21 protein-coding genes are annotated in these 21,127 nt (G+C 64.4%); 11 read left to right on the plus strand and 10 right to left on the minus strand.

Features of this window, described 5'->3' with window-relative positions:
- Positions 1–659 precede the first annotated feature (659 nt).
- Together ACWELQ_RS01635 and ACWELQ_RS01640 are read right to left on the minus strand one after the other, a co-directional pair.
- A complete protein-coding gene (locus tag ACWELQ_RS01635; protein ID WP_452395091.1) occupies positions 660–1,673 on the minus strand; it encodes a GAF domain-containing protein in 1,014 nt (337 codons plus the stop codon).
- 18 nt (positions 1,674–1,691) lie between these two features.
- Positions 1,692–3,116: a cytochrome P450 gene (locus ACWELQ_RS01640; RefSeq protein WP_452395092.1), complete on the minus strand. Its 1,425-nt coding sequence runs from the start codon at positions 3,114–3,116 to the stop codon at positions 1,692–1,694.
- 335 nt (positions 3,117–3,451) lie between these two features.
- On the opposite strand from ACWELQ_RS01640, the gene ACWELQ_RS01645 reads away from it, so the two are divergent.
- Genes ACWELQ_RS01645 through ACWELQ_RS01655 form a run of 3 tightly spaced genes read left to right on the plus strand, consistent with a single transcriptional unit; the run spans position 3,452 to position 5,592 of the window.
- Positions 3,452–4,618 (plus strand): GAF domain-containing protein, encoded by a 1,167-nt coding sequence (locus ACWELQ_RS01645; protein ID WP_452395093.1) that lies wholly within the window; start codon positions 3,452–3,454, stop codon positions 4,616–4,618.
- Positions 4,619–4,643: 25 nt separating this feature from the next.
- Positions 4,644–4,943: a TetR/AcrR family transcriptional regulator gene (locus tag ACWELQ_RS01650; RefSeq protein ID WP_452395094.1), complete on the plus strand. Its 300-nt coding sequence runs from the start codon at positions 4,644–4,646 to the stop codon at positions 4,941–4,943.
- Positions 4,918–5,592 (plus strand): TetR family transcriptional regulator C-terminal domain-containing protein, encoded by a 675-nt coding sequence (locus tag ACWELQ_RS01655; protein WP_452395095.1) that lies wholly within the window; start codon positions 4,918–4,920, stop codon positions 5,590–5,592. Before ACWELQ_RS01650 ends, ACWELQ_RS01655 begins: the two co-directional genes overlap by 26 nt.
- Positions 5,593–5,652: 60 nt before the next feature.
- Here ACWELQ_RS01655 and ACWELQ_RS01660 read toward each other — a convergent pair whose 3' ends face one another.
- On the minus strand, positions 5,653–5,979 hold the full coding sequence (locus tag ACWELQ_RS01660) for a hypothetical protein (RefSeq protein WP_452395096.1): 327 nt from the start codon (positions 5,977–5,979) through the stop codon (positions 5,653–5,655).
- A gap of 624 nt (positions 5,980–6,603) precedes the next feature.
- On the opposite strand from ACWELQ_RS01660, the gene ACWELQ_RS01665 reads away from it, so the two are divergent.
- The 5 genes from ACWELQ_RS01665 (at position 6,604) to ACWELQ_RS01685 (ending at position 10,108) form a co-directional block, all read left to right on the plus strand.
- On the plus strand, positions 6,604–6,879 hold the full coding sequence (locus tag ACWELQ_RS01665) for a cysteine hydrolase family protein (RefSeq protein WP_452395097.1): 276 nt from the start codon (positions 6,604–6,606) through the stop codon (positions 6,877–6,879).
- Positions 6,880–6,910: 31 nt separating this feature from the next.
- Positions 6,911–7,537, plus strand: a complete 627-nt coding sequence (locus ACWELQ_RS01670; RefSeq protein ID WP_452395098.1) for a hypothetical protein — start codon at positions 6,911–6,913, stop codon at positions 7,535–7,537.
- Positions 7,518–8,231 carry a membrane protein YczE gene (gene yczE, locus ACWELQ_RS01675; RefSeq protein WP_452395099.1) on the plus strand — a complete coding sequence of 238 codons (714 nt, stop codon included), beginning with the start codon at positions 7,518–7,520 and terminating at the stop codon, positions 8,229–8,231. The genes ACWELQ_RS01670 and yczE overlap by 20 nt, the downstream gene beginning before the upstream one ends.
- Positions 8,232–8,654: 423 nt before the next feature.
- The gene (gene mtnB / locus ACWELQ_RS01680) at positions 8,655–9,305 is read left to right on the plus strand and encodes a methylthioribulose 1-phosphate dehydratase (protein ID WP_452395100.1); all 651 of its coding nucleotides are present in this window, start codon (positions 8,655–8,657) and stop codon (positions 9,303–9,305) included.
- Positions 9,306–9,508: 203 nt separating this feature from the next.
- On the plus strand, positions 9,509–10,108 hold the full coding sequence (locus ACWELQ_RS01685; protein ID WP_452395101.1) for a TetR/AcrR family transcriptional regulator: 600 nt from the start codon (positions 9,509–9,511) through the stop codon (positions 10,106–10,108).
- A 21-nt stretch (positions 10,109–10,129) separates the two neighbouring features.
- Here the strand turns inward: ACWELQ_RS01685 and ACWELQ_RS01690 are convergent, their stop codons facing one another.
- Together ACWELQ_RS01690 and ACWELQ_RS01695 are read right to left on the minus strand one after the other, a co-directional pair.
- A complete protein-coding gene (locus ACWELQ_RS01690; protein WP_452395102.1) occupies positions 10,130–10,900 on the minus strand; it encodes an enoyl-CoA hydratase/isomerase family protein in 771 nt (256 codons plus the stop codon).
- 275 nt (positions 10,901–11,175) lie between these two features.
- Positions 11,176–11,829, minus strand: coding sequence for a TetR/AcrR family transcriptional regulator (locus ACWELQ_RS01695; RefSeq protein ID WP_452395103.1), 654 nt, complete (start codon positions 11,827–11,829; stop codon positions 11,176–11,178).
- A gap of 93 nt (positions 11,830–11,922) precedes the next feature.
- Here ACWELQ_RS01695 and ACWELQ_RS01700 point away from each other — a divergent pair, with 93 nt between their 5' ends.
- Together ACWELQ_RS01700 and ACWELQ_RS01705 are read left to right on the plus strand one after the other, a co-directional pair.
- The gene (locus ACWELQ_RS01700; protein ID WP_452395104.1) at positions 11,923–12,639 is read left to right on the plus strand and encodes a DUF998 domain-containing protein; all 717 of its coding nucleotides are present in this window, start codon (positions 11,923–11,925) and stop codon (positions 12,637–12,639) included.
- A gap of 80 nt (positions 12,640–12,719) precedes the next feature.
- Entirely contained in the window at positions 12,720–13,340 is a 621-nt protein-coding gene (locus ACWELQ_RS01705) for a hypothetical protein (protein WP_452395105.1), read from the plus strand.
- An 877-nt stretch (positions 13,341–14,217) separates the two neighbouring features.
- Here the strand turns inward: ACWELQ_RS01705 and ACWELQ_RS01710 are convergent.
- Positions 14,218–15,669, minus strand: coding sequence for an MFS transporter (locus ACWELQ_RS01710; protein ID WP_452395106.1), 1,452 nt, complete (start codon positions 15,667–15,669; stop codon positions 14,218–14,220).
- Positions 15,670–15,706: 37 nt separating this feature from the next.
- A complete protein-coding gene (locus ACWELQ_RS01715) occupies positions 15,707–16,852 on the minus strand; it encodes an epoxide hydrolase family protein (protein WP_452395107.1) in 1,146 nt (381 codons plus the stop codon).
- 441 nt (positions 16,853–17,293) lie between these two features.
- Between ACWELQ_RS01715 and ACWELQ_RS01720 the strand changes: the two genes are divergently transcribed.
- Positions 17,294–17,920 carry an MspA family porin gene (locus tag ACWELQ_RS01720; RefSeq protein ID WP_452395108.1) on the plus strand — a complete coding sequence of 209 codons (627 nt, stop codon included), beginning with the start codon at positions 17,294–17,296 and terminating at the stop codon, positions 17,918–17,920.
- 789 nt (positions 17,921–18,709) lie between these two features.
- Here ACWELQ_RS01720 and ACWELQ_RS01725 read toward each other — a convergent pair.
- The 3 genes from ACWELQ_RS01725 to ACWELQ_RS01735 all read right to left on the minus strand — a co-directional run bounded on the left by ACWELQ_RS01725 (position 18,710) and on the right by ACWELQ_RS01735 (position 21,020).
- Positions 18,710–19,504, minus strand: coding sequence for a CPBP family glutamic-type intramembrane protease (locus tag ACWELQ_RS01725; protein WP_452395109.1), 795 nt, complete (start codon positions 19,502–19,504; stop codon positions 18,710–18,712).
- Between the two features lie 432 nt (positions 19,505–19,936).
- Positions 19,937–20,581: a hypothetical protein gene (locus tag ACWELQ_RS01730; protein WP_452395110.1), complete on the minus strand. Its 645-nt coding sequence runs from the start codon at positions 20,579–20,581 to the stop codon at positions 19,937–19,939.
- A 262-nt stretch (positions 20,582–20,843) separates the two neighbouring features.
- The gene (locus ACWELQ_RS01735; RefSeq protein ID WP_452395111.1) at positions 20,844–21,020 is read right to left on the minus strand and encodes a hypothetical protein; all 177 of its coding nucleotides are present in this window, start codon (positions 21,018–21,020) and stop codon (positions 20,844–20,846) included.
- Positions 21,021–21,127: the final 107 nt, after the last annotated feature.

The raw sequence follows: 21,127 nt of genomic DNA on the forward strand, positions 1-21,127 counted from the left end.
GGCTCACCGAAAAGCCCGCGCAGCGCATCGGCGTTGATGGCGCAGCACAATTGGTCCGGCGCGCCAACGACCGCCGACACCATGCATGGGTGAGGCGGGCGCGCGTGTCGGAGATCATGAGGGCAAAAGCCCTGGCCACCAACTCGATTGGGGACGACACCCGGATACGTGCGGGGATTCGCGCGGCGGCCCCGCCGGTCAAAGGTCCCGAGGTTGACCTGGACCGACGAGGCCGCCAGCACCCCCGAACCCGCGTCACGACAGCGGGCCGGGTGCCCTTGAGAGTGGGGTGAAAGAGCGCGTGAGCGTGCATGACGGGTCCCCTTTCGGGAGATGGCAGGCGAGATCCCCACGCACGCACAGCAATTCACTGGGCGGAAAAGGGGATCGGATGAAGGAATGCGTGCCGAACCAGGAGGTTCGAGCTACACCTTCAGGGCTGCCATCACAGACCCTGGCTAACAAGTACCCGATTGCCGAACTGTTGCTCTTGATCGAGTGAGGCTCAGAGTAAACCCGCGAAAGTGACCCACGCAACAGGGCGCGAGGTTTGTTTTTTCAGCGGCCGATCAACACCCGGATTTTCGGGGTGGTTCGGCTGCCCGCGCGGGAGGGGGCGGGCAGCCGAACGGTGAAATCCCTACCGGCTCAGCGCAGTTCTAGCCGGTCGTGTCCTGGCGGATGATGCGCACGACGTGCAGATTGGCACCGACCTCGCCCGGGTAGCGGCGCGACCGCAGTTCGACCGGTGCCCAGCCGGATTCGGTGAAGGCGCGGATGCGGGCGGACAGCACGCTTTCCTGGCCTTCGGTCAGTGCCCCGAAATCGCTGCGGATGCGGTCCCAGTCCTCGGGGTGGAAGACCTGGGTGTCGCCGTTCTCGCGTTCCCAATCGATCCAGGTCGGGGGCTTGCCGATCCATTCGGCGATCACCGGCCGATCCACCGACGCGGTCGCGGCCACCAGCGCGGCCGCGGGCCCGTCAGCCGGAGCCGCCTCCCCCAGGCCCAGGGCTTCCAGCGGGCTGATCGTGGGGGCCTGCACGTCGGAGATGTCGATGTTCAGACCCCGCATGCCGGTGTGGACATCGTCTTTGCGGCCTCGCGCGGCGGCCTGCCAGAACATGAGACGGCCGTCGTTGTGCAGCACGGTGAGCCGGGCGTCGTGGATCGCGGTCGGATCCGGCTCGATGCCCATGCCGACGAGTTCGTTGATCGCGTCGTAGCGCACCACCCGGCGGAACATCTCCGCCGGTGACAAGGTGCCCGGGTGGGGTGCGACGTCCTCGGGCAGGTTCGACATCGCCCAGGACTCCTCGGTCAGCTGCGCTTCCAGCGTGGCCAGGTGGAAACACAATCCCGCCGCCGGGCGCGCCTGGCCGGGGTCCTCGTCGAGGTCACCGATCCAGACGCGCATGCCGTACACGTCGCCGGTCGGACCCACCACCGGCACGATCCGCACGAACTTCTGCCCGCCCGGGAAGGTCGCCACGACCTGCTCGACCGTCTCGCCGCTACCTTGCTCGCGGACCTGTTCCAGGAGGGCGTCGATATCGAGGTTCTCGTGGCGCTGCAATGCTCTCAGCGAGGTCCACTCGCGGGGCTGGCCGTCTTTGTTGATGATCGTCATCGGCTCGGGAGCCAGCGCCAAGCACTCGACGAAATACCAGGTCACACGCCTGTTCCTTTCGAGTCAGACAGCGTTCGGGAGCGGGGTCGCGACCAGCGTGTAGGGCTCAGGTCGCAGCGTTCCCCGCTCGTACAGTCGCAGACCGGAACGGACATTTCGTGCCTCGACACCGACCTCGAATGCCAGATTGTTGCTGGCCAGGATCGCGGCTACCAGCAGCGCTGCCTCGTGCATCGCGAACGCCATCCCGATACACGCCCGCGGGCCCGAGCCGAACGGCTTGAAGAACGCTTCCGGGAACTCCCGGCGGCACGCGGCGTCGAACCGCGACGGATCGAACACTTCGGCACTCTGGCCCCACACGGCCGGGTCGCGGTGTGCGGCAAGGGAAAGCACGAACACCGCCTGCCCGGCCGGGATCCGGTAGCCGCCCAGGATCTGGTCTTCGCGCGCGACCCGGAACAGGCCCGGGACCGGCGGATGTAGCCGCAGCACCTCGTTGAGCAGGTTGCGGATCCCGCGCATCCCGGCGACCGCGTCGTAGGTAGCGGTCCCGCCCCGCGCGGTGACCTCGTCCCGCAATCGCTGTTGCAGGTCGGGGTCGGCGGCGAGGTAGTGCAGGGCGGCCTCGAGCAGGGCGGCGGTGGTTTCGTGCCCGGCGACGAGGAAGGTGAGCACCTGGTCGGCGATATTGCTGTCGGGCAACGGTTTCCCGGTCTCGGGATCGGTCTGACTGAGCATCAACCCGAGCAGATCCTTCTGCGCGACCGCCTCGCCGCGGCGTTCGGTGATCATCTCGACGACCCAGCCACGCGCGTCCGCGATATCGCGCTGAATCCGTTTGGCTTGTAGGCGGGTGCGGACCGCGCCGACCACGGGCAGGTCGTTGGTCTGATCGCTGGCCCATCGCAGGATCCGCGCCAGCGCCTCGACGAACCACCGAGAATCCACCGTCCCGGGTGACGGTTCGCCCAGCAGCCCGAAACGGCGGGAAAACCCCGCGCGCGCAATCACTTCCAACGTGGCGGCCGTCATCGACTCGTGCACGTCCACCACCCCGCCCGGTGCGGCCGCCCACCCGGTGAGCAGGTCGTCGGCGACGGTCGTCATGGCCTGGTGGTAGGTGCGCATCGCCGCTTGCGTGAACCCGGGCAGCAGGATGCGATGCGCCATGCCCCACAACGGATCCCGACTCTTGGCAGTGAACAGCCCGGTCGGCACGATCTGCCGCAGCGTCTCCCCCGGCCCGGCCAGACACCGCGCCCACGCCGCCTCGTCGCAGGCTTGCGTCGCCAGATGGGCTCCGGCGACGACGATGACGCGGCTGGCCAACAGTTTTCGCTGGAAGATCGGGCCGAGTGTGCGCGAGAGCGTCAGTTCGTGCTGGGTCGGATGGTGGCGGTCCACGCTGGCCACGTCCCCCAGGATCGGTAGCCGCCCTGGTGCGTGGGGCAACTGGTCCAGGGGCAGCACAGCGGCAGCGGTCATTGCTCGAGGCTCTCATTTCCCGAGCCCGGATAGGGCGATAACCACGCCCTATCCGCAACTGGACGGTAACCGGCCGCGATCTTGAAAGTGATTGACGTCACAACTTCGCAGTGTTCTACTGATCTTGCGCCGGGCGGTTTCCCCTGGTGGCGTCGCCAACTACATCCGGATCACCTCCACCCCGCAGCTGTGGGGCGTGAGTTTGCTGATCGGATTCCGACGCCCACCCCAGGAGGCCGCCCATGTTTCGTTTCCGCACCCCACCACCCCGACACCGCACACCGCCATCCGGGCTTTGCGGCGAACGAACACGTCACCGTAAGGGAGGTCCCGTCATGTTCGACATCCACCCCGACCCGTCCGAGCTCGTTCCCGCACCCGCCGGCGACCAGCCCGCCACGCCCGGCACCGGTGAATCGGTCGCCTCCCGCTGGGGGTGGGTCGTCATCGACACCATGGACGGCCCCGAGAACGCCAGCGTCGTCCTGGACGGCGACGCCCCGCGCGAGTTCTCCCGCCTCAACCGCTCCTCCATCGCCCGCGTCGGAAGCGTCGCGCGCAGAATGGAACCACTCATCCGTGACGTCTACGACAGCGGTCGCACCCGCAGCAAGTACGTCACCCTCACCGACGAGCGCGTCCAGCACCTGATCGGCGTGCCCGTTCTCGGCCCGGCCGGAGTCGTGCAGGCCATCGCAATGTGGTGCGGCAACATCAGCGAACCGCTGCCTCGGATTCCGGTCCTTGGGGCGGCTGAGTGGGACGGCTCGGGAATCGTCTCCGCCAACCCGGCCGCGATGTTCCTGCTGCGCACCCCGGCCGGCGACGCGTTGACCGGGCACACCATCCCGGAAATCCTCGCTGGGTTCGAATCCATCGACCACCACGGGTTCCTGGCGATGTTCAACTTGCCCACCGTCGACACCCCGGCCGATCGCTGGTCGGGCACCGCGGTCAGCCGTGACGAGTACGGCGAACGCCACCACGTGTTCATTGCCGCCCGCGCCACCCACGTCCGCGGTGAACGCCGCGTCCGCGCGGTCGTCGCCGACGTCTCCGCTAGCGCCACCCCCGGCCGCCCCGACCTCGCCCTCGCAGCCGTGCGCCACATGCCGATTCCTCCAGGTCACGCGCTCGCGCTGCTGGATCTCAAGACGGGATTCATTCACGAGTGGCTGGTGTCGCCGACCAGCCCGCTGGCCGCCTGGCGCCACCACAACCCCGAATTCCACGAAGGCGACAAACTCGCCGTCGTGAACGCGGTGTTCGCCCTGGCCGCCGGTGTCGAGGACACCGCCACCACCCGCGCCCGTGTCCGCTTCGCCCCCGGCGAGGACTGGATGCTGCTGGACGCCAAATGGACTCGGATCTTGGACGGAGACCGGCCCCAAGCCCTGCTCGACATCACACCCATGGGCGAGATCCCCGTACCCGTCGTCCGTCACTGCAAGGCATGCCAGGAAATGGCCAACCAGGCCAACAAATCCAAGCCCCGACACTGACCGACCACAGGTGAGGCTTCAGACGGTGACAGCGCTCCGCCGCGAATTAGCCCGCGCAGTCTGGCAGGTCGTCCGCGAGCACGGCGTCGAAGGCGCGTCGGTGCGGGCGGTCGCCCGCCAGGCCAGCTGGTCCCATAGCTCGGTGCAGCACTATTTCGCCACCCAGGCCGAACTGCTCACCTTCGCCATGCGCACCATCGGCGAGCGGGCCGAGGAGCGGCTGACCGGACTCGAGCTGCCCGACGACCCGCTCGCATCCACGCTTCTGCTGCTGGAAACGCTGCTTTCCTTGGATCCGGATGCCCGCACGGCCACGGAGTTGTAGGCATCCTTCCTTTCGCGCGCTTGTCGACTACACCGCCCGCGAGATCAACACCGGGATGAACGAGCGGCTCGCCGAGCTACTCAGGGAACTACTCGAGCGATTGGTCGAAACCCGGCATCTGCTGCCGGATTTCGACCTCGACCTGGAGGACGCGCGACTGCATGTCCTATTCGACGGTATCGCCCAGCATGCGGTTACCGACCCCGACCGCATGCCGCCCGACAAGGTTGACTGCTGTTGCGAGCCACTTCGATCAGCTGATCCGGCCAGTCGGCGGAAACCTGCTCGTAGTACCAAACGGGTGACCTTTGGACCGGCACGAGATGCTCCCGTGAAATCCGGACTCACATGTGGCGCCCATGTAACTGATGACAGGTCCCCATTGCCCCTGCCGGCGGCGACCCCGGCGCCTCCCGGCAGCGTGTGCGCCGCTGTCGAAGGCCGGAGGGCCTGGCGCCCAAGGAACATCGATGACAACCTCACGGACCCCGAACGGTATCGGCACAGTAACACCCACGACCTTTATCGGCATCAGCTTCGGCGAAGTGTGACAGCCCACCGTTCCGTCCAATGCTATCGAGCACTGGAATGTGCCCGAGGGCCAGCTTCGAACTCGGCCGGCAGGTACGGCTGGCCAGTTGGGCGCTAGGAAATAACCCTGCACCGCAACCGATTTCAGACGCCCGAGAAACTCACGCGGACCTAGGCGTCAGTGCCGATTCATCGGACTGCTGGGATTCATAGGGCCGATTGGGTTGAGGGGGCTGAGCGGGTTGTTCGGGTTGAGCAGGCTGTTTGGATTGGCCGGATTCGAGGGATTCTTGTCCCAAAGGACTCTCGTGCACCAGTCTTGGAAATCCTTGTCGTCCTTGAACTCTGGCTGATCGCAGTTTGCGAGATCGTATGTCTGCGGATCGGCATGCGCCGCCGCCGAGAGCTCGGCGGTAGCGGGCGCAATTGACACCGTGAGCGGGGCGGTGGCGAGGGCGCCCGCGACGGCAAGGCCCGCCAGCAGTCCGCGCCGATCGATTCTCATGAAGAACACTCTGTTCCTTTCGCCTCTGTGGCGAGGCATCAACCGGATCCCAAATCCCCGAACCTGGGCTATCTTCTCGCCGACAAGGAAATCGGCGGAACCTAGCTTTCCATCTGCTCCGCGCCAGCGACTTCCCGACACTGGGACACCCGGCTGCGGCGATCTCGATCTGCTGGTACTGAGAGAAAGCGATGATCCGTTGTGCACTGTTGCCGACGGTGACATCGATGTCGCTTCCGCTGCTTGACGGACTTCAGGCCGAAACTGAAAGGTTGCAACGCCCCGGAGGACTCGTTCGCCCGAGCCCTCGGCGAACCAAACGAGTTGAATCCTCCCTATCAGTCAGGACACCAGCATGCCCCGAACCGCATTGATCATCGGCGATCTGCAGCGGGGTCTCACGACCAACTTCGCTTTCGCCCGAAAGCCCCGCGCGTCCCTCATCGAGCTACTCCCCGCGCCCGCGGGTCCGGAGCGCTGGTCGTGTTCGTGCGCTTCGCCTTCCGTGACAGCGGCAGCGACATTCCACCGCGCAACCCTGCTCAGATCGTTCTATGAAGCTGACGAGAACTTCCACGAGACATCGCCGCATCGGAAATCGATCGGCCGGTCGCAAGCACCGACGTGACGGTGCCGAAAAGGCGTGCCAGTGCGTTCGAAGGAAACGACCTCGACCTTGTACTCCGCGCGCAGGGAGTCACCGCTCTCACCATCGGCGGTGTCGCGACCTCCGCGATGGTGGCCGCAACCTGCTACGGTGCCGCCGACCGCGACTACGACATCACCGTGCTACGCGACGGATGCACAGACGTAGACCCGGCAATCCACGACTTCTTCATGGACTCGGTCTTTCCCAGCCGCGGATTCAAGGCCGCCACATGCGCCGACTGGCACGGCTGAGTTCCCGAAACAGAACGGACGGACATTATCGATGGCCATTGATCCAGATGCGATCAGACGGTGGGCTTCGCAGGTTGCTGACGAAGCAGAGCACAGCCTGTTTTCCCGCCACATCGACGAATTCGGGTTCAGCACCGAGAACATGACGGACCCCTCGCGGTTGCTCGCGGACAGCGCGAGCGCATTTCGTGCGCTCTGCCAAGGTGTCGACACATCGAATCGGACAGGTGTTGTCGCCGGCTTAGCTCTGCCTCTTGAGGGAATGGACACTCTGCCTTCGCCACAATCTCTTCGTGCCGGGATCAACTTCCTGAGCCGGTATCTGCATCGGCGCGAGCCGCCTGGGCTCTATCTCTTTCCCGCTGTAAACCTGCGCCAGTGGTCGGATCGAGAAGAGGACTACCGATTCCCGCTCGATTCCCGCTATGTGGTCGACTTTGCCGTCGATTCGGCCTTCGTCCGGTTCAGTCGAACCGAGGACGAGATCGCGAACGGCGAATTTTACACCGGTGTAATCCTTCTGTTCCAATCACCCACGGCGCCAACACGATTCCATGTGACAGGTACATCCAACGTAGCTGACCGGCAGGCACACGAGCACCAGCCGACCGATGTGGAGCAGACGATCGCGAAGGTCAATGGGCAAGGACTCGGTTGAGGAGGTTCCGGACGGGGGTCCGTCAGCGTCCCGCGCACGACCGTCCCTGCCTCCGCTCACCTACGTCCGCCTCGCGGAGCGGCCGTTCAGACGGCTTCTCCAATTGTTCGTCGGTCTCGCCCTGTACGGGTTCAGCCTCTCGGTCATGGTCCGCACCTACCTGGGCGTCAATCCCTGGAGCGTCTTGTACGAAGGGCTGGAGCGTCACACCCCGCTGAGCTTCGGCATGATCAGTGCCCTGCTGGGTGTTCTCGTACTCCTGCTGTGGATCCCCCTCGCACAGAAGCCGACATTGGGTACCTTCGCCAACATCATCGTTGTAGGGTTCTCCTCCGACCTGGGCCTCTCGCTCATTCCTCAACACCTCGGGCTCCCGGCCCGTGTTGTCCTGGCCATCGGGTGTGTCGTTCTCAATGGCCTGTCCATCGCCGTCTATGTCGGCGCGCGCTTCGGCCCGGGCCCCCGTGACGGCCTGATGACCGGCACCTCCGCTACGACCGGCCGTTCCATCCGGTTCGTCCGCACTTTGATCGAGCTTGCCGTGCTAGCGGTGGGCTGGGTTCTCGGCGGAACCGTGGGTATCGGCACGGTGATGTACGCCTTGCTGGTGGGCCCGATCGCCCAATTCTTCCTATCCTGGTTCGCCTACCGCAGTGCTAGCGAAAGCACCGTGCAAGCAGTCGGCCGGTCTTGAGGAGCGCCTCCGCAATGAGGTCCGCGCCGTAAGGCCGTTGGGAGAGTAAGCACTTGTGCCGTCCTTGGAAGTCGGACTGATTCAGCGTATTTCGCTCGGCGACAGCCGTTCTGGCGCCACAGCGCCAAACTCCGGGCTCCTAGCAGTGTTCCCCAGGAATCTACTTGCATATCTGAAAAGTAGATGCGTACTGACGTTCCCAGCGCTGGCAGGTCAATGTCGCCGAACAGCTGGAAAACTCGGTTCCATCGATACCGCCACGGCCTACGAGGCCAACACACTCGGGGATCTGGGATCGGGTTACCAGGGACGAGTAATCGTCGCGCCCCGGAAAAGGCAGCGCAGTCGGCTCGACACCGGTGTGTGTCCAACTCGCTTGTGCCGCAACGCAGGCTCAACTTCACGAAGGACGAAAGGATCAACGTGTCTTTCCCCAGCACGGCCGCCACCATCGCAGCGGGTACCGAGATCGCGGAGATCGCGCGCGGTCTCCACGCGAGTGGCTGGATGCCCGGAACGGCGGGCAATATCTCTGTGCGCCGACGTGCGACGGCCGTCATCACCGCCAGTGGCCTGTCCAAGGGCGAACTGTCGGCCACCGACATGGTGACTGTCGCCGTCGTCGATTCCAAACCGGTCGACGACTCCGGCCGCAAGCCCTCGGCCGAGACCACCATCCACACCGCCGTCTACCGCACCCGCGACGCGGACGCGGTCGTCCACGTCCATCCACCGCACGCCACGGCCGTGTCGATCAAAACCGCCGGATCCGGTGTCACCACCACACGTTTCGCTGGCTACGAACTGATCAAGGGTCTCGGTTCGACGCGCCCGGATGTCATCGACATCCCGGTTTTCCCCAACCACGCCGATGTCCCGCAGATCGGCGTCGACATCGAGAAGTACCTCACCGAACATCCCGACGCCCCGCCCGTGCTGTTCATCGCCGGGCACGGCATCACCGCTTGGGGCTCCTCCCTGGCGCAGGCACGGGACCGAGCCGAGTGCCTCGAAGCCATGTGCGAACTGACCACCCTGACCGGACTCTTCGAAATTCAGCTGAGCGGCAATTAGTTCCGCGGAACAACGGGCTCGGGCAGGCCCTCAGGACGTTCTCGCACTCGGCCGCCCTGAACCGTCCTAGGTTTGGGGCCGCCTTGTGACCTCATGCGCCGGCTGCTCGCCACGGCGGTGTAATGCATCCACCCGGTAGCGAGGTCGAATCCTGCCTTTAAGCATGACCAAGCCGTGCCGAGGCGATCTTGCAGACGCTGGGTATGGTCAAGGCTGTGGTGGATGCGGCAGAGCAAACGGTCTCGCAGCTTAGGCGTGCGGATGCCCAGCGGAATCGTGACCGGATCCTGGCTGTAGCCAAAAAGGTTTTCGCCGAGGAAGGTGCCCATGCCTCCCTGCGGGATATCGCGCGCCGCGCAGAAGTCGGATTGGGCACCTTGTATCGCCACTTCCCCACTCGCAGCGCGTTACTGGCAGAGCTGTTACACGATCGCTTCGCCGATCTCGCCGACCGCGCCGCTCAGTTTGCCAATGGCGACCTGCCCGCCCATGAGGCACTGCGAGAATGGCTATGGGAGTTCAGCATCGGCACCAGCGCCTATCACGACCTGCCCGCGACGATGCTCGACACCCTGCACGACGAGCAATCGCCACTGCATGCGGAATGCGCGCATCTGCAACATGCCGGCCAGGCACTGCTCGATCGAGCTAGACAGGCCGGCACCGTCCGCTCCGACGTGGACAGTGCCGACCTGTTCGCTCTCGCCGCGGCCATTGGCTGGACCGCCGACCAGTCCGCCACATTCGCGAAGCGCCGACGGCATTTGTTCAACGTGATGTTCGACGGCCTGACCGTGCGCTGAACAATCGCCACGAAATGCGGGTCAATGTGGTTTCTGCGCCGCGGTGACTCCGAACATCTCATGCGCGAACCCGAAACCGAGGTCGTCGACGAGACGCCGCTTCCAAGGGCGCTGTGCCACCGCGTGGGTCAACCGCCGTGTTGTGCGCGGCTTGCTGGCGATCAGCTCCGCCAGTTCCCACGCCCGCTTCAGCAGTTGCTCGGGGGGAAGTACCTCGTTGACCAAACCCAGCTGTAGCGCAGTAGGTGCGTCGATCGGCTGGCCGGTGTAGAGGTGATAAGCGGCACGCTTGGCGCCGAGCAACTCTTGTAGTGTCAACTGCTGGCCGTCGCCGGGTACCACACCGACCAGAAAATGGGGATCGACAATCGTGGCAGTCTCGGCCGCCAGGGTGATGTCGCACAGCAGGGCAACCTCGGTATGCGCGATGCTGGGTCCGTTGATCGCAGCGATGGTCGGGATATCCACGGCGAAAACAAGATTTTCCAACAGCTTTGTGCCGTCGTAGTACAGATGCTCGTAGGAGTGGTCGTCGGGGAGTTGCCCTTGAAGCAACCCGTCGCTCTGCTCCTGCGCGGTCGCCTCGGCCGTCTGGTACCAAGCTTCCCCGGTTCCGGTCAGGATGAGCACTTCGTTGTCGGGATCGTTGCCCACCTCCTGCCACAGCTGCCCCCACGCATTGTGAGTGGCGAACCAGTGCTCATCTGCGGTCACCGGCCCCCCGCGGGTGTGCAGAGCGATTTCGAGAATGCCATCGCGGCGCTCGAAACGCGCGTAGTCGGCGTACTTCACCGAGTACTCCTCGAGGCGAGGGCGTGGCACGAAGCCGCCAACCGAGTGCTGCCAATCCTTTAGATCCGACATGTGTCGACCTCCTAGTTCTTATCGGAGCAGTGCTCCGGTTAGGAGAATATGGATCAGTGCTCCGATTGGCAAGGTATCCATCGGACGTTGTCGGCGAGAATGCTCGCTCCGCACCGGGCGACCGCTTCGGCGACCGAATGGGTGGTGGTCCTGGCGCGGATGAGGCTGAATCGGTTACCGATTCCGGACTTCGATCGGCGCCGCTACACGCTTAGACCCTCGGCACCACGAGTCTCAGCGATCGGCGACTGAGGAAGGGCGGGCGCGGGTTGGAGCAGTTGTTCGAAGTGGCGGCGAAGCAGTGACCGGATTCGATCCGGCGGCATGCGGCTGGGGTCGGTGACGGCGTGCAGGGCGATACCGTCGAAGAAGGCGTGTAATCGCGTGACTTCGAGGTCGAGATCGGTGTCCGGCGGCATCCAATGGTTTGCGGCAAGCCGTTCGAGCAACTCGCGGAGTAGTTCCGCGAGGCGTTCGTTCATGCCGGTGTTGATCTCGCGAGCAGTGCGGTCGACAAGGACTCGGGACAGGAACGCGGCCCATAGCTCTGTGGCGGTTCGCGCGTCCAAATCCACGGGGAGCAACGTTTCCAACAGGATCAGCGTGGACTCCAGCGGGTCGTCGGGCAGCTCGAGCCCGGCCAGACGCTCCGCGGCCTGCTCATCGATGGTGCGCATGGCGAAAGTGAGCAGTTCGGCCTGCGTGGAGAAGTAGTACTGCACCGAACTGTGGGACCAGCCGGCTTGGCGAGCGACCGCCCGCACTGATGCGCCCTCGAGGCCGTGTTCGCGCACGACCTGCCAGACCGCGTGGGCGAGCTCTCGTCGGCGTTGATCATGGTCGACGACCTTGGGCACCCGATTCTCCCTCGTGGTGGCGGTAGGGATTGTCCTATCACAGTTTATTTCATACAGTTGGCCGAAATAAGACTTCTGCCGGTAGGAGGCACCGTGATCAACAGCCACGAGCCCAGTCCACGATGGGTGCAGATCGCCGGCGTTTGCTGGGCAGCCACCGTGGCGTATTTTGTGATATCGGTTCTGGTCGGTGCCGCCTGGACCGACGGGTATCACCTGGGCGCGAACTACATCAGCGATCTCGGCGTCACGGACTGCCTTACGGTCGCCGAACAGGGCAACAGCCGCTGGGTATGCTCCCCCTGGCATCCACTGTGGAATTCGGCGATGATCGCCACCGGCGCGCTGACCGCCCTCGGCGCGCTGGCCTGGGCGGTCGCCCGGCCGGACCGGTGGCACCGGGCAGGCTGTCTACTGCTGGTCCTCGCTGGAGCGGCGACCGCCGGATGCGGGGCGGTGCCTTGGAACCGCGATCCCGAACTACATGACACCTTCGCCTTGGCTCAATGGCTGGTGCAGATATTCGGAATGGCCGTACTCGCCGCGACCAACCGCCGGCGGTACCCCGCTATCGCACCGTTCACCGGCCTCGCCCTGCTGATCTCCGCCTTCGGCGGCATCGGCCTCTACAGCAAGGATCATTTCGGCCTCGCCATCGGCCTGATCGAACGGCTCGCTTTCGACACTCTCACCGTATGGACCGTCGCAATCGGCGCCATACTCCTCGCTGGTCCAAAAGTCGTTCACGCCAGAAAGGACTCATTAAAGCAACCACCGCGGACACCCGACCGTGTCGATCTCACCCCTTAGTGCGTGTCTCATGTGGGCCCCATCTCGACATTCCGGCAAATCGTCGGACGATGTCGGCGACGGTTCTAAGCTGTAGATCCATGAACAGATACCGGAGGACCGGGCAGTGGCTCGCACTCACCTGGGTCGCCGCAGTCTGCGCCGTCGCATGCAATGAGTCAGCATCGGAACCGGCATCGGAATCTGCCACGGCCACAACAGTTGCCAAAACGGCCTGCGCCGATCCGGCCGGTGCAGTATTCACCACCGATCGTTTGCCGGATCGGCCGTTTTCGGTTCAGATCCCGCAATTGCCCGGCTGGCGACAAGAGCAGCGGGACGATACCGGCCCCGCATTGACGATCCGCCGAACCGACCCGCAATCGGGACGAACCCGCAGCGCGACGATCACCGTCACGTTTCAAGAACCGCACAGGCGCGCTGTCGGCTTCCTCGAGAGTTTGGCCACCCCTCCAGGCTGGAAAACAGTGCTATCCGAAACTATCGAGGTATGTGGCTGGGCCGGCAGTCGAGTCGCCGGGACGACCCCCGCCCAGAACGCCAACGAAACTGCCATGTACGGCGACTCCATCTTTTTCGATTACGATTTCGGCGACGCAACATACCCGATCGGGCTGTACGCCGAGGTAGCCGCCGCCGACATCGACCTCTACCGAGCCGACCTGGACACCATCCGCAACGGCCTTCAAATCCTGCCGTAAAACGCTCAGCCAGCGCCTGCAGCAGCCCCTGGCGTTCGCACCGTTTCACAGCTCATCGGTTATCACGATGTATGACACCAGCATGCCGATCACGAGCTAGGTGCTGCGCTGCGAGCGCAATCTGATCGCCGACCTGGCCAAAAGGCCGTGCCTCATGTCGCCGATTTCTCCTTTGCCGCCGCGAGCTTCTTGTAGTCGATCAGCGTCGCAGCCGGGTGAGATCGAGGAAGCGGATGGCCTTGCGGTCGCAGCGGATGTTGAGCCGACCAGACGCCCAGGAAATCGTTCGTACGGTCACCCAGCGGTGTCGGCCAGCCAGTCGGTGGTGTCGTTTGCCTTGTCTGCATGCAGTTTTCCCGGTTTGCGATGACGCCAGCCGCGCCGTGAATGCCTGGCCGGGATTGCCTGCAACGAGGGTTGAGCGCCGCTGTGTCGTTGGTATCGGCCGCCGAACTACCCACGGACAAAACAACTCCCGTGCGATCGAAGAGCACAGTCCAGAATCACCCCGGTAGAGCTGCCACAGGGAGTTTCGGCAACAAGGGCTCGACCAAAACCCCACAGCCCATTCGGCACCAACCGCAGCGGCCACTCGTCCACCACGGCTAGACATACTGCGACACAACCGGTTACGACACGTCCCAAAGACGTGAGACACCGTCTAAGCGCGACTTTCTCTGGCGTCCCGCCGAGTAGACCAGCGACCCCAGCCTTCCTCCGGTGATCACGGCGATCGCCCGATACTTCCGGTGAGTGGAATGGCTTGGGACACGGTTCACAGGTGTCGCGATCGCGACGCAACCGATCGTCCCCTCTGACCGAACAACGTGTGAGACACCAACCGAGGGCGGCTGGCGTCCCACACGCAGGCCTGATATCAGGCATTCGGCGCGGTGGCGCGAGCCTTTCTCGGAAGAAGGAAGGCCAGGGCGAATGCCGCGATGAGCAGGCCGATCGCGATCAGCGCGACCGTCTCGTCACCGGCCAGAGCATTGCTTCGCAAGGGGCCGGGTCGGCTGAATCTGTCGAAGAAAACGGAACCGAGTACGGCCACACCCAAGGCCGCCGCCAGCTGCTGGATCGATTCCAGTGCACCGGAGGCAGATCCGACTTCGTCGTCGGTGATCTCACCCATGATGATGTCGAACATCGGCACGAAGATCATCCCCATTCCAGCCCCGGTGAGCAGCAATGGTGCCGCCAGCACCAGGCTACCCAGCCCGGTGCCGCTGAGGTGGAACACCGTGAAGGTACCGGTCGTCCCCACAGCCATGATGACCAGCCCGATATGCAGGGTTTTCCGCCCGAGTTGCGACGTCATCGCACCGGCCGCCGAGCCGACGAACGCGCCGATCGCCCACGGCGCCATCGCGAGACTGGCGCCGATCGCGCTGTAGCCGAAACCGAGTTGCAGCAGCAAGCCCAGCGCAAGGGAGAAGCCAGCGATGGCTACCAGGAACAAGACCACGAAAAGCACACCCGCACTGTAGGACCGGCGGTTGAACACACTCAGGCGGACGAGCGGTATGTTGCCACGCGCCGTGCGGGAACGTTGGTGCAGCACGAAGACGGTCAAGACGACCACCGCCGCGACCAGCATGAGCAGACTCCAGGTCGGCCAGCCGAGCTCGCGGCCCTGTACCAGCGGGTAGATCAGCAGGCCCATACCGGTAGCGGCGATCAGCATGCCCACCACGTCCAACCCGCCGGACCGGCTCCCGCAAGCGTGCGGAAGCGCCACGGCCCCCGCCACGACCGCGAACGCGCCGAGCGGCAGATTGATCAGGAAGATCATGCGCCACCCGGTGCCGAAGAGGTCGGCGTTGATGAGCAGGCCAGCGATGATCGGTCCGAGCACGGTGGACAGGCCGATCGCCGGCCCGAAGACGCCCCACGCCTTGGCCTGGCCTTCGCCGGGGAACAGATCCCGGATCAGGCCGAAGCACTGCGGCACCATGACCGCGGCGAAGACGCCCTGCAGCATGCGGGAGCCGATCAGCAGCTCCGGCGAGACCGCCGCCGCGCACAGCACCGACGCGAGCACGAAACCAACCGAACCGCCGAGCAGCATCCGACGACGACCGAACATGTCTCCGAGCCGCCCACCTGTGAGCAGCCCGGCAGCCATCACCAGTGTGTAGGCGGCGGCGATCCATTGCATCGTCGAGTAAGACCCGCCGAGGTCGCGGCGGATCGCCGGCAAGGCCACATTGACAATGCTCGTATCGAGCAGATTCATCAATGTGGCCGCCAGGATGGCGAACAAGCCCAGCCAGCGTCGCGGCACGACGGCGGCCTCGACCTCGACGGATGCTTCGGTGACGGTCATGACCGAATTCCTGCGAGGCCGACGCTGATTCGCAGGATCACGAGAGCTGGCCGAAAAAGCGGCGGATATCGCCGACCAGCGTGTCGGTCGCCTCGTGTGCCGCGTAATGTCCACCAGCATCGTTCGGGCCGACCTCACCGGGGGTGCTGGTGTCGTAGCTGTTCCAGCTGACGATGTTCTTGTGGTCGCGCTCCGCGAAACGACGGATCGACTGGAAGTCGCCGCTGAACATCGCCAATGCCGTCGGCACCGTGGTCGGTTCGGTGGGTTGGGTGGTGGAGTGCGCGTCTTCGTAGTAGAAGCGGATCGCGGATCCGGTGGTGTCGGTGAGCCAGTAGATCGCGACGTTGCCGATCACGAAATCCTCGTCGAGGGATTCACCGAACAGCTGAGCGTTCCAGCCGAGCAGGCCCACCGGCGAATCGGCCAGTGCGAAGGCGAGAGTCTGCGGCTGCTGGCTGTGCAGGGTGTTGAACGAGAACTTGTTGTCCATGAACCACTGCAGGTGCCCCAACGCCGCCATGTCCTCCTGCGACAGGTCCGCCATCTCGGCCGGATCGCCCGAGGGGAACGAGAACAGCTGTGTCACATGCATTCCCAGCACCCGCTCCGGCACGATACGGGCCATTTCCGGCGCGACCATCGAGCCCGCGTCGTTGCCGATCGCGCCGAAGCGCTCGTAGCCGAGCCGGACCATCAGCTCCACGAGGGCGCGGGCGGTGCGGCCGGTGCCCCAACCGGTGCTGCGGGTCGGTCCGGAGAAGCCGAAGCCGGGCAGCGAGGGGATGACCAGATGGAAGGCCGGGGCCTCGGCGTCGGCCGGGTTGGTCAGGGGCTCGATGACGTCCAGGTATTCGAGGATCGAGCCGGGCCACCCGTGGATCAGCACGGCCGGGACGGCGTCCTCGCGGGGGGACCGCACGTGCAGGAAGTGCAGGTCCTCGCCGTCGATCTCGGTGGTGAACTGCGGGTAGGCGTTGAGCCTCGCCTCCAGCGCTCGCCAATCGAAGCCTTCCAACCAGTACTTCGCCAGAGCCTGGACCCGCTTATTCGGGACGCCGTAGCTATCGCCTACTTCGGGCAGTTCGTTCGGCCACTGAATACGACGAAGCCGGTCGGCCAAGTCGTCGAGCCGGGACTCGGGAACGTCGATGCGAAAGGGACGAATTTCCGTGTTTGCCATGCTATTGCGGTCCTCGTAAAGCGGTAGCGGTTGGGACGTGTTCATCATGCCAATAGCCGCGTACACCGACCTGAAATCTATTCCCATTCATGGGAATAGCTTGGCAGCCTGCCTTGCCGAAAGAACGCTGGATAGCCTAAAAATTCGCATTTCGACGGAAATTCGTGCGCATAACGTCGAGATCCATTCGGCCCGGCGCTATACCGTGAGAAAGGCTCTGGGGGCTCCCGCGCCACTACGGATGCGGGGAAGACCATCAGCATCATCTCCGCCCCGCGCGGGATGTCTCGTGTGGCCGTCTGCCCGTTCACCGGCCCGGCCGCCGCAGAGCACTGGGTGCAATGACGGTCGGCACATCGATCCAGCACTGCGCGACCACTCGGATCCGCAGATCCGCACCACTGGTACATGCTGGAAATTCTGAGATAGGGACACGTTCGAATGAGGAAGACCGCCATCCCGCTTACCTGGCTGTCGGCGGCGGCGCTGGTCGCCGGCACGTTCAGCACCGCGTCCGCGGAGCCGGTGGCAGACAAATCACGCGAAGTGGTCACCGACGACGGCTGGCAGGTACGAGTCGGCAAGATCGCCGAGACTCTGGACCGCGTTCCGAACCTTGCGGGATCACCGTTCACCCGTGAGGGTTTCGTCGGAGTGCAGGCAATCGCCGACATCAGCGGTCACGGCCGACTACCGGTCGAGTCGGGCAGTCTGACCGTGGGTTATCAGATCGGATGTCAGATCGATGTATCCAATGGCATGACCGTCGGGTTGACCGGGATGATCGGGCCCAACGTGGGCATTTCGGTGGGCGGCATGAACGCTGGTCTGAGCGCGATGGCGATGCCGATGATGTCCTTCTCCCCCAAGCCGGGCACGATCACCACCGTGCCGCTGGGAACAAAGCAACTCACAGACGCCCACGCCTCGATCACCGTCGATCAGGTACAGATAAAGATCGACTCCTGTGCGGGGGGGGCGAGCCTGCGCTCGTATGCCATCGTGTCCACCTCCACCGCTGAGGCCGACAACTCCATCGCCGTCTACGGCGACCCGATCTGGCTGTGACACCCATGAATTCCGGACTCCTGTGCTCAGCCGCACTCACGCTCGCCGTATGCTTCCCTGCCATTGCCCAAGCCGACGCGGCGACCGAGCCCGCGTGCATAGGTTCTCAGTCCTGTACAACCAGTCCCCCGGGAGGCGCCGCGCCGCCATCCCCCGGGCCGCCCCCACTGCAGTTGTTGTCCCCGCCTCGGAACGCGAACCGCCCGAGCCCACCCGATCTCGGCTCGGCGCTGACACCGCCCGTCCCCAGACCGCCCATGCACCAGCCCATCGTCTGGTAACCGCGGCGTTTGCCCCGACGATCCCTGCGCGCGTTCGCCTCGATTCACCGCCGCGTCAGCCCGCGAGGGCCGGTGATGGGAAGAGTATCGCTTGGCGGTTGGTTCGACGGGACCGCTCGGTGTAATCGGCGGACTGCGAACAAGGCTGTGGCGCCGGCGATTTCGGCCCGGCGGTTGGTGATGCGGATGCGGGTCAGCACGGCGGCCCTCTCCGTTATCCTGAGTACAGGCCGGAGCGGTTCCCCCGTCGAGGCGACTTCCGAACACCTCGCCGAGGCCGCAAGCCCAGAGCCCCGTGGCACACTGTCGATCACGCGCATCGGTCCTGGTCACCGTGGACTTGCGCGGCGACGGTGTGATTTTCGGCCGGACTTGCGGCATTGGGCGCAGTCGGTCGCCGGTTCCCACAGGTAGCCCTGGTCGATGGATTCATCGATGCGATGACGCAGACCATTGGTCCACTGCCAGGCGAGTTGTTCTCGGAGCTGAGAAATTCGGACGGGTTCGTTCATGGCCAGAACTCGTCTCGAACACTCGCATACCGCGAAACCGTCTGCGGGTTCATACGATCCGTACGGACGACCGTCTTGCGGCCCAACGCTACGACTGTGCCGACGAGCACCGCGGCACCAGCGTAGTAATACAGCTGCGGCGATCCCAGGGTGTCATCTCCCATCGCCAAGTACAGGGCCACGTTGATCAGCCAGTGCCCGACCGTGCCTACCACGGTCCGCTGGACGGTGTTTCCCACAGCGAGATAGCCGAGGACACAGGCGAATCCGAGCACCGCCGCAAGAAAAGCCAACCCCACCAGCGGGCCCGCCGCGAAAGCTTGCACATGCCACAGCGCCCACACGACACCTGTCCCGAAGACCGCTTCGGTACGGCCGAAGCGGCGCTCCAGCACCGGCAGCATGAATCCACGCCAGCCCAATTCCTCGCCTGCCGCACCGATCAATTGCGCGCCCACGAACACGACGAACGGAACTCCGCCCACTGCAACGGCGCCGTGCAATCCCAGACCGCCGACGGCAGCGACGATCAGCATCAGGCAGCCCACCGTCAGTCCCGCCGAAACGACGGCGACCAGTGCGATTCGTACCGTCGACCATCGCACAGCCGCGGGTAGCAATGCTCGAACACGCGCACCACCGGCCAGGACAACCATGGCAACCGCGAGCGCCGGACCGAACTGTGTCAGCGAAAGGACCGCCGGGTCGATACCCGAATGCGGTTGCACCACCAGCAGGCATCCGGAGAACAGAAAAGCAAGCAACGCATATCCGACGACTGCCGCGCCCACAATGGCGGGTTGGTGTCGTCCACCCTCAATATTCACGAATCGATGTTCGCAACACCGCACACCAAAAGGCCTCACGCATAAGAGCGAGATTCGGGAACGCGCGCCTCCCTCTCACGAGGGATATCCATGACGTAGACGGCAGCCATCTGGATGTCTTCGGCCTGGTAGAGACCATGCCCACATCTGCTGCACGAGATTTATTCCGATGCCCAGCCGGGGCATCGGTACGGATCAATGCCCCGGCGGTAGCGTCAGAGAGTATGTACCTGGCCAGGGGTTGCGCGACGCCGAAGGTATCTTCGGGGTCTATCTCGATACCTGGACCCAGGTGGTGATGCGGACCTGCTCGTATCGAATCACTCTCGTGCACAACTGCCGGACGTCGCAGGGCTGTTGGCCTTCATCGCGTCAGGCTAGCGGTTTCGTCACCCGCTAGGACGCTCCCCCGCTGAAGTGGTCCGGATATACAACCGCGCTGGTGAAACAGAACCAATACCAGTCGCCGCTGAGGTGACGGGATGCGCCGCTCGCGGGCCGATGGCCAGGAAGATTGGCAAAGCCACTTCCCATCGAGCAATGGCCCGAGAGGCCAGTCCTGAAATAGATGCCGTCGCTGAGGCGTTCCAGACCGCGAATTCGATAAAGGCCGAGGCGGTCACCGTCGAACGTCCGTGGATCGATCCCGGCACTCACCTGCTGTGCCGCATCCTCGAAGGCGTGCGCCGAGCAGTGCCAGCGCACAACCATTGGCAGGTCTGCGCTCCACAGAAGGGCCGTAAGCGCGATTATCAGTGCGGAAGCAGCCAGGGGGCCGAACTCGGGAACCCGAAGCCGCCGGGATCGCACTGCCAAGATCAGGTAGACGATGACCACGGTCCACACCACAACCGCCACGAATATCCCCCCGAGGATCTGCAACGGGGACAATGACACCAGCTCGGCGTTGGCCGGCTCGCTCGCCGGGACGAGTATCCCAAGGCAGGCCACGACGGTGCAGACGACCAGAAGATTCCTGCGAAGCCAAGGCCGCAATCGTCGGTTTCCCGGTCGGCTTTCCTCGGCGTGGGCCATGCTCATGCCGGGAGCCTAGACACCAGCCTGAGATCGTGAGTGTCGGCGTGTCGCCACCGGTGAAAGGCCGACACCACGCCATCTATGCCGAGCGAACCTTCCTCGGCGTAGACACATGTCGAACTTGTCTGTAACACAACCAAATCCGCCGTGGCTTTCGCGCACAGCCTCGCGGATGATCGGCGGCAAGCCGGCCCGAACCATTAGCGCGACTTTTCACGTCATCAGACCCCATATGCCGTAACTGCCCGTCTCATCACCAGGGCCGTCACCCCAATGCCGGGTGCTCACGACGCTCCTTTACCTCTTCCGAGTTGGCCTGGAAGAAGAACGTCAGCGCATTGTCACCTTCGCCACATGCCACGGTGGGCGCCGCCAAGCCCGCGATCCCCAACGCACCCACCCCGCGCAGGAAGCCGCGACGCCCCAACGTCTTGCCGGTCACTTAGCTGCTGATGTCCGTGTCAACCGTGCTTCAACACCCACCCCGGCTTCACGATTCAACGGACCGTTATGTAGAGGCAAGATAGCGACGTCAATGTTCAGCAGTGG

It is taken from the genome of Nocardia sp. NPDC004722, assembly GCF_053601505.1.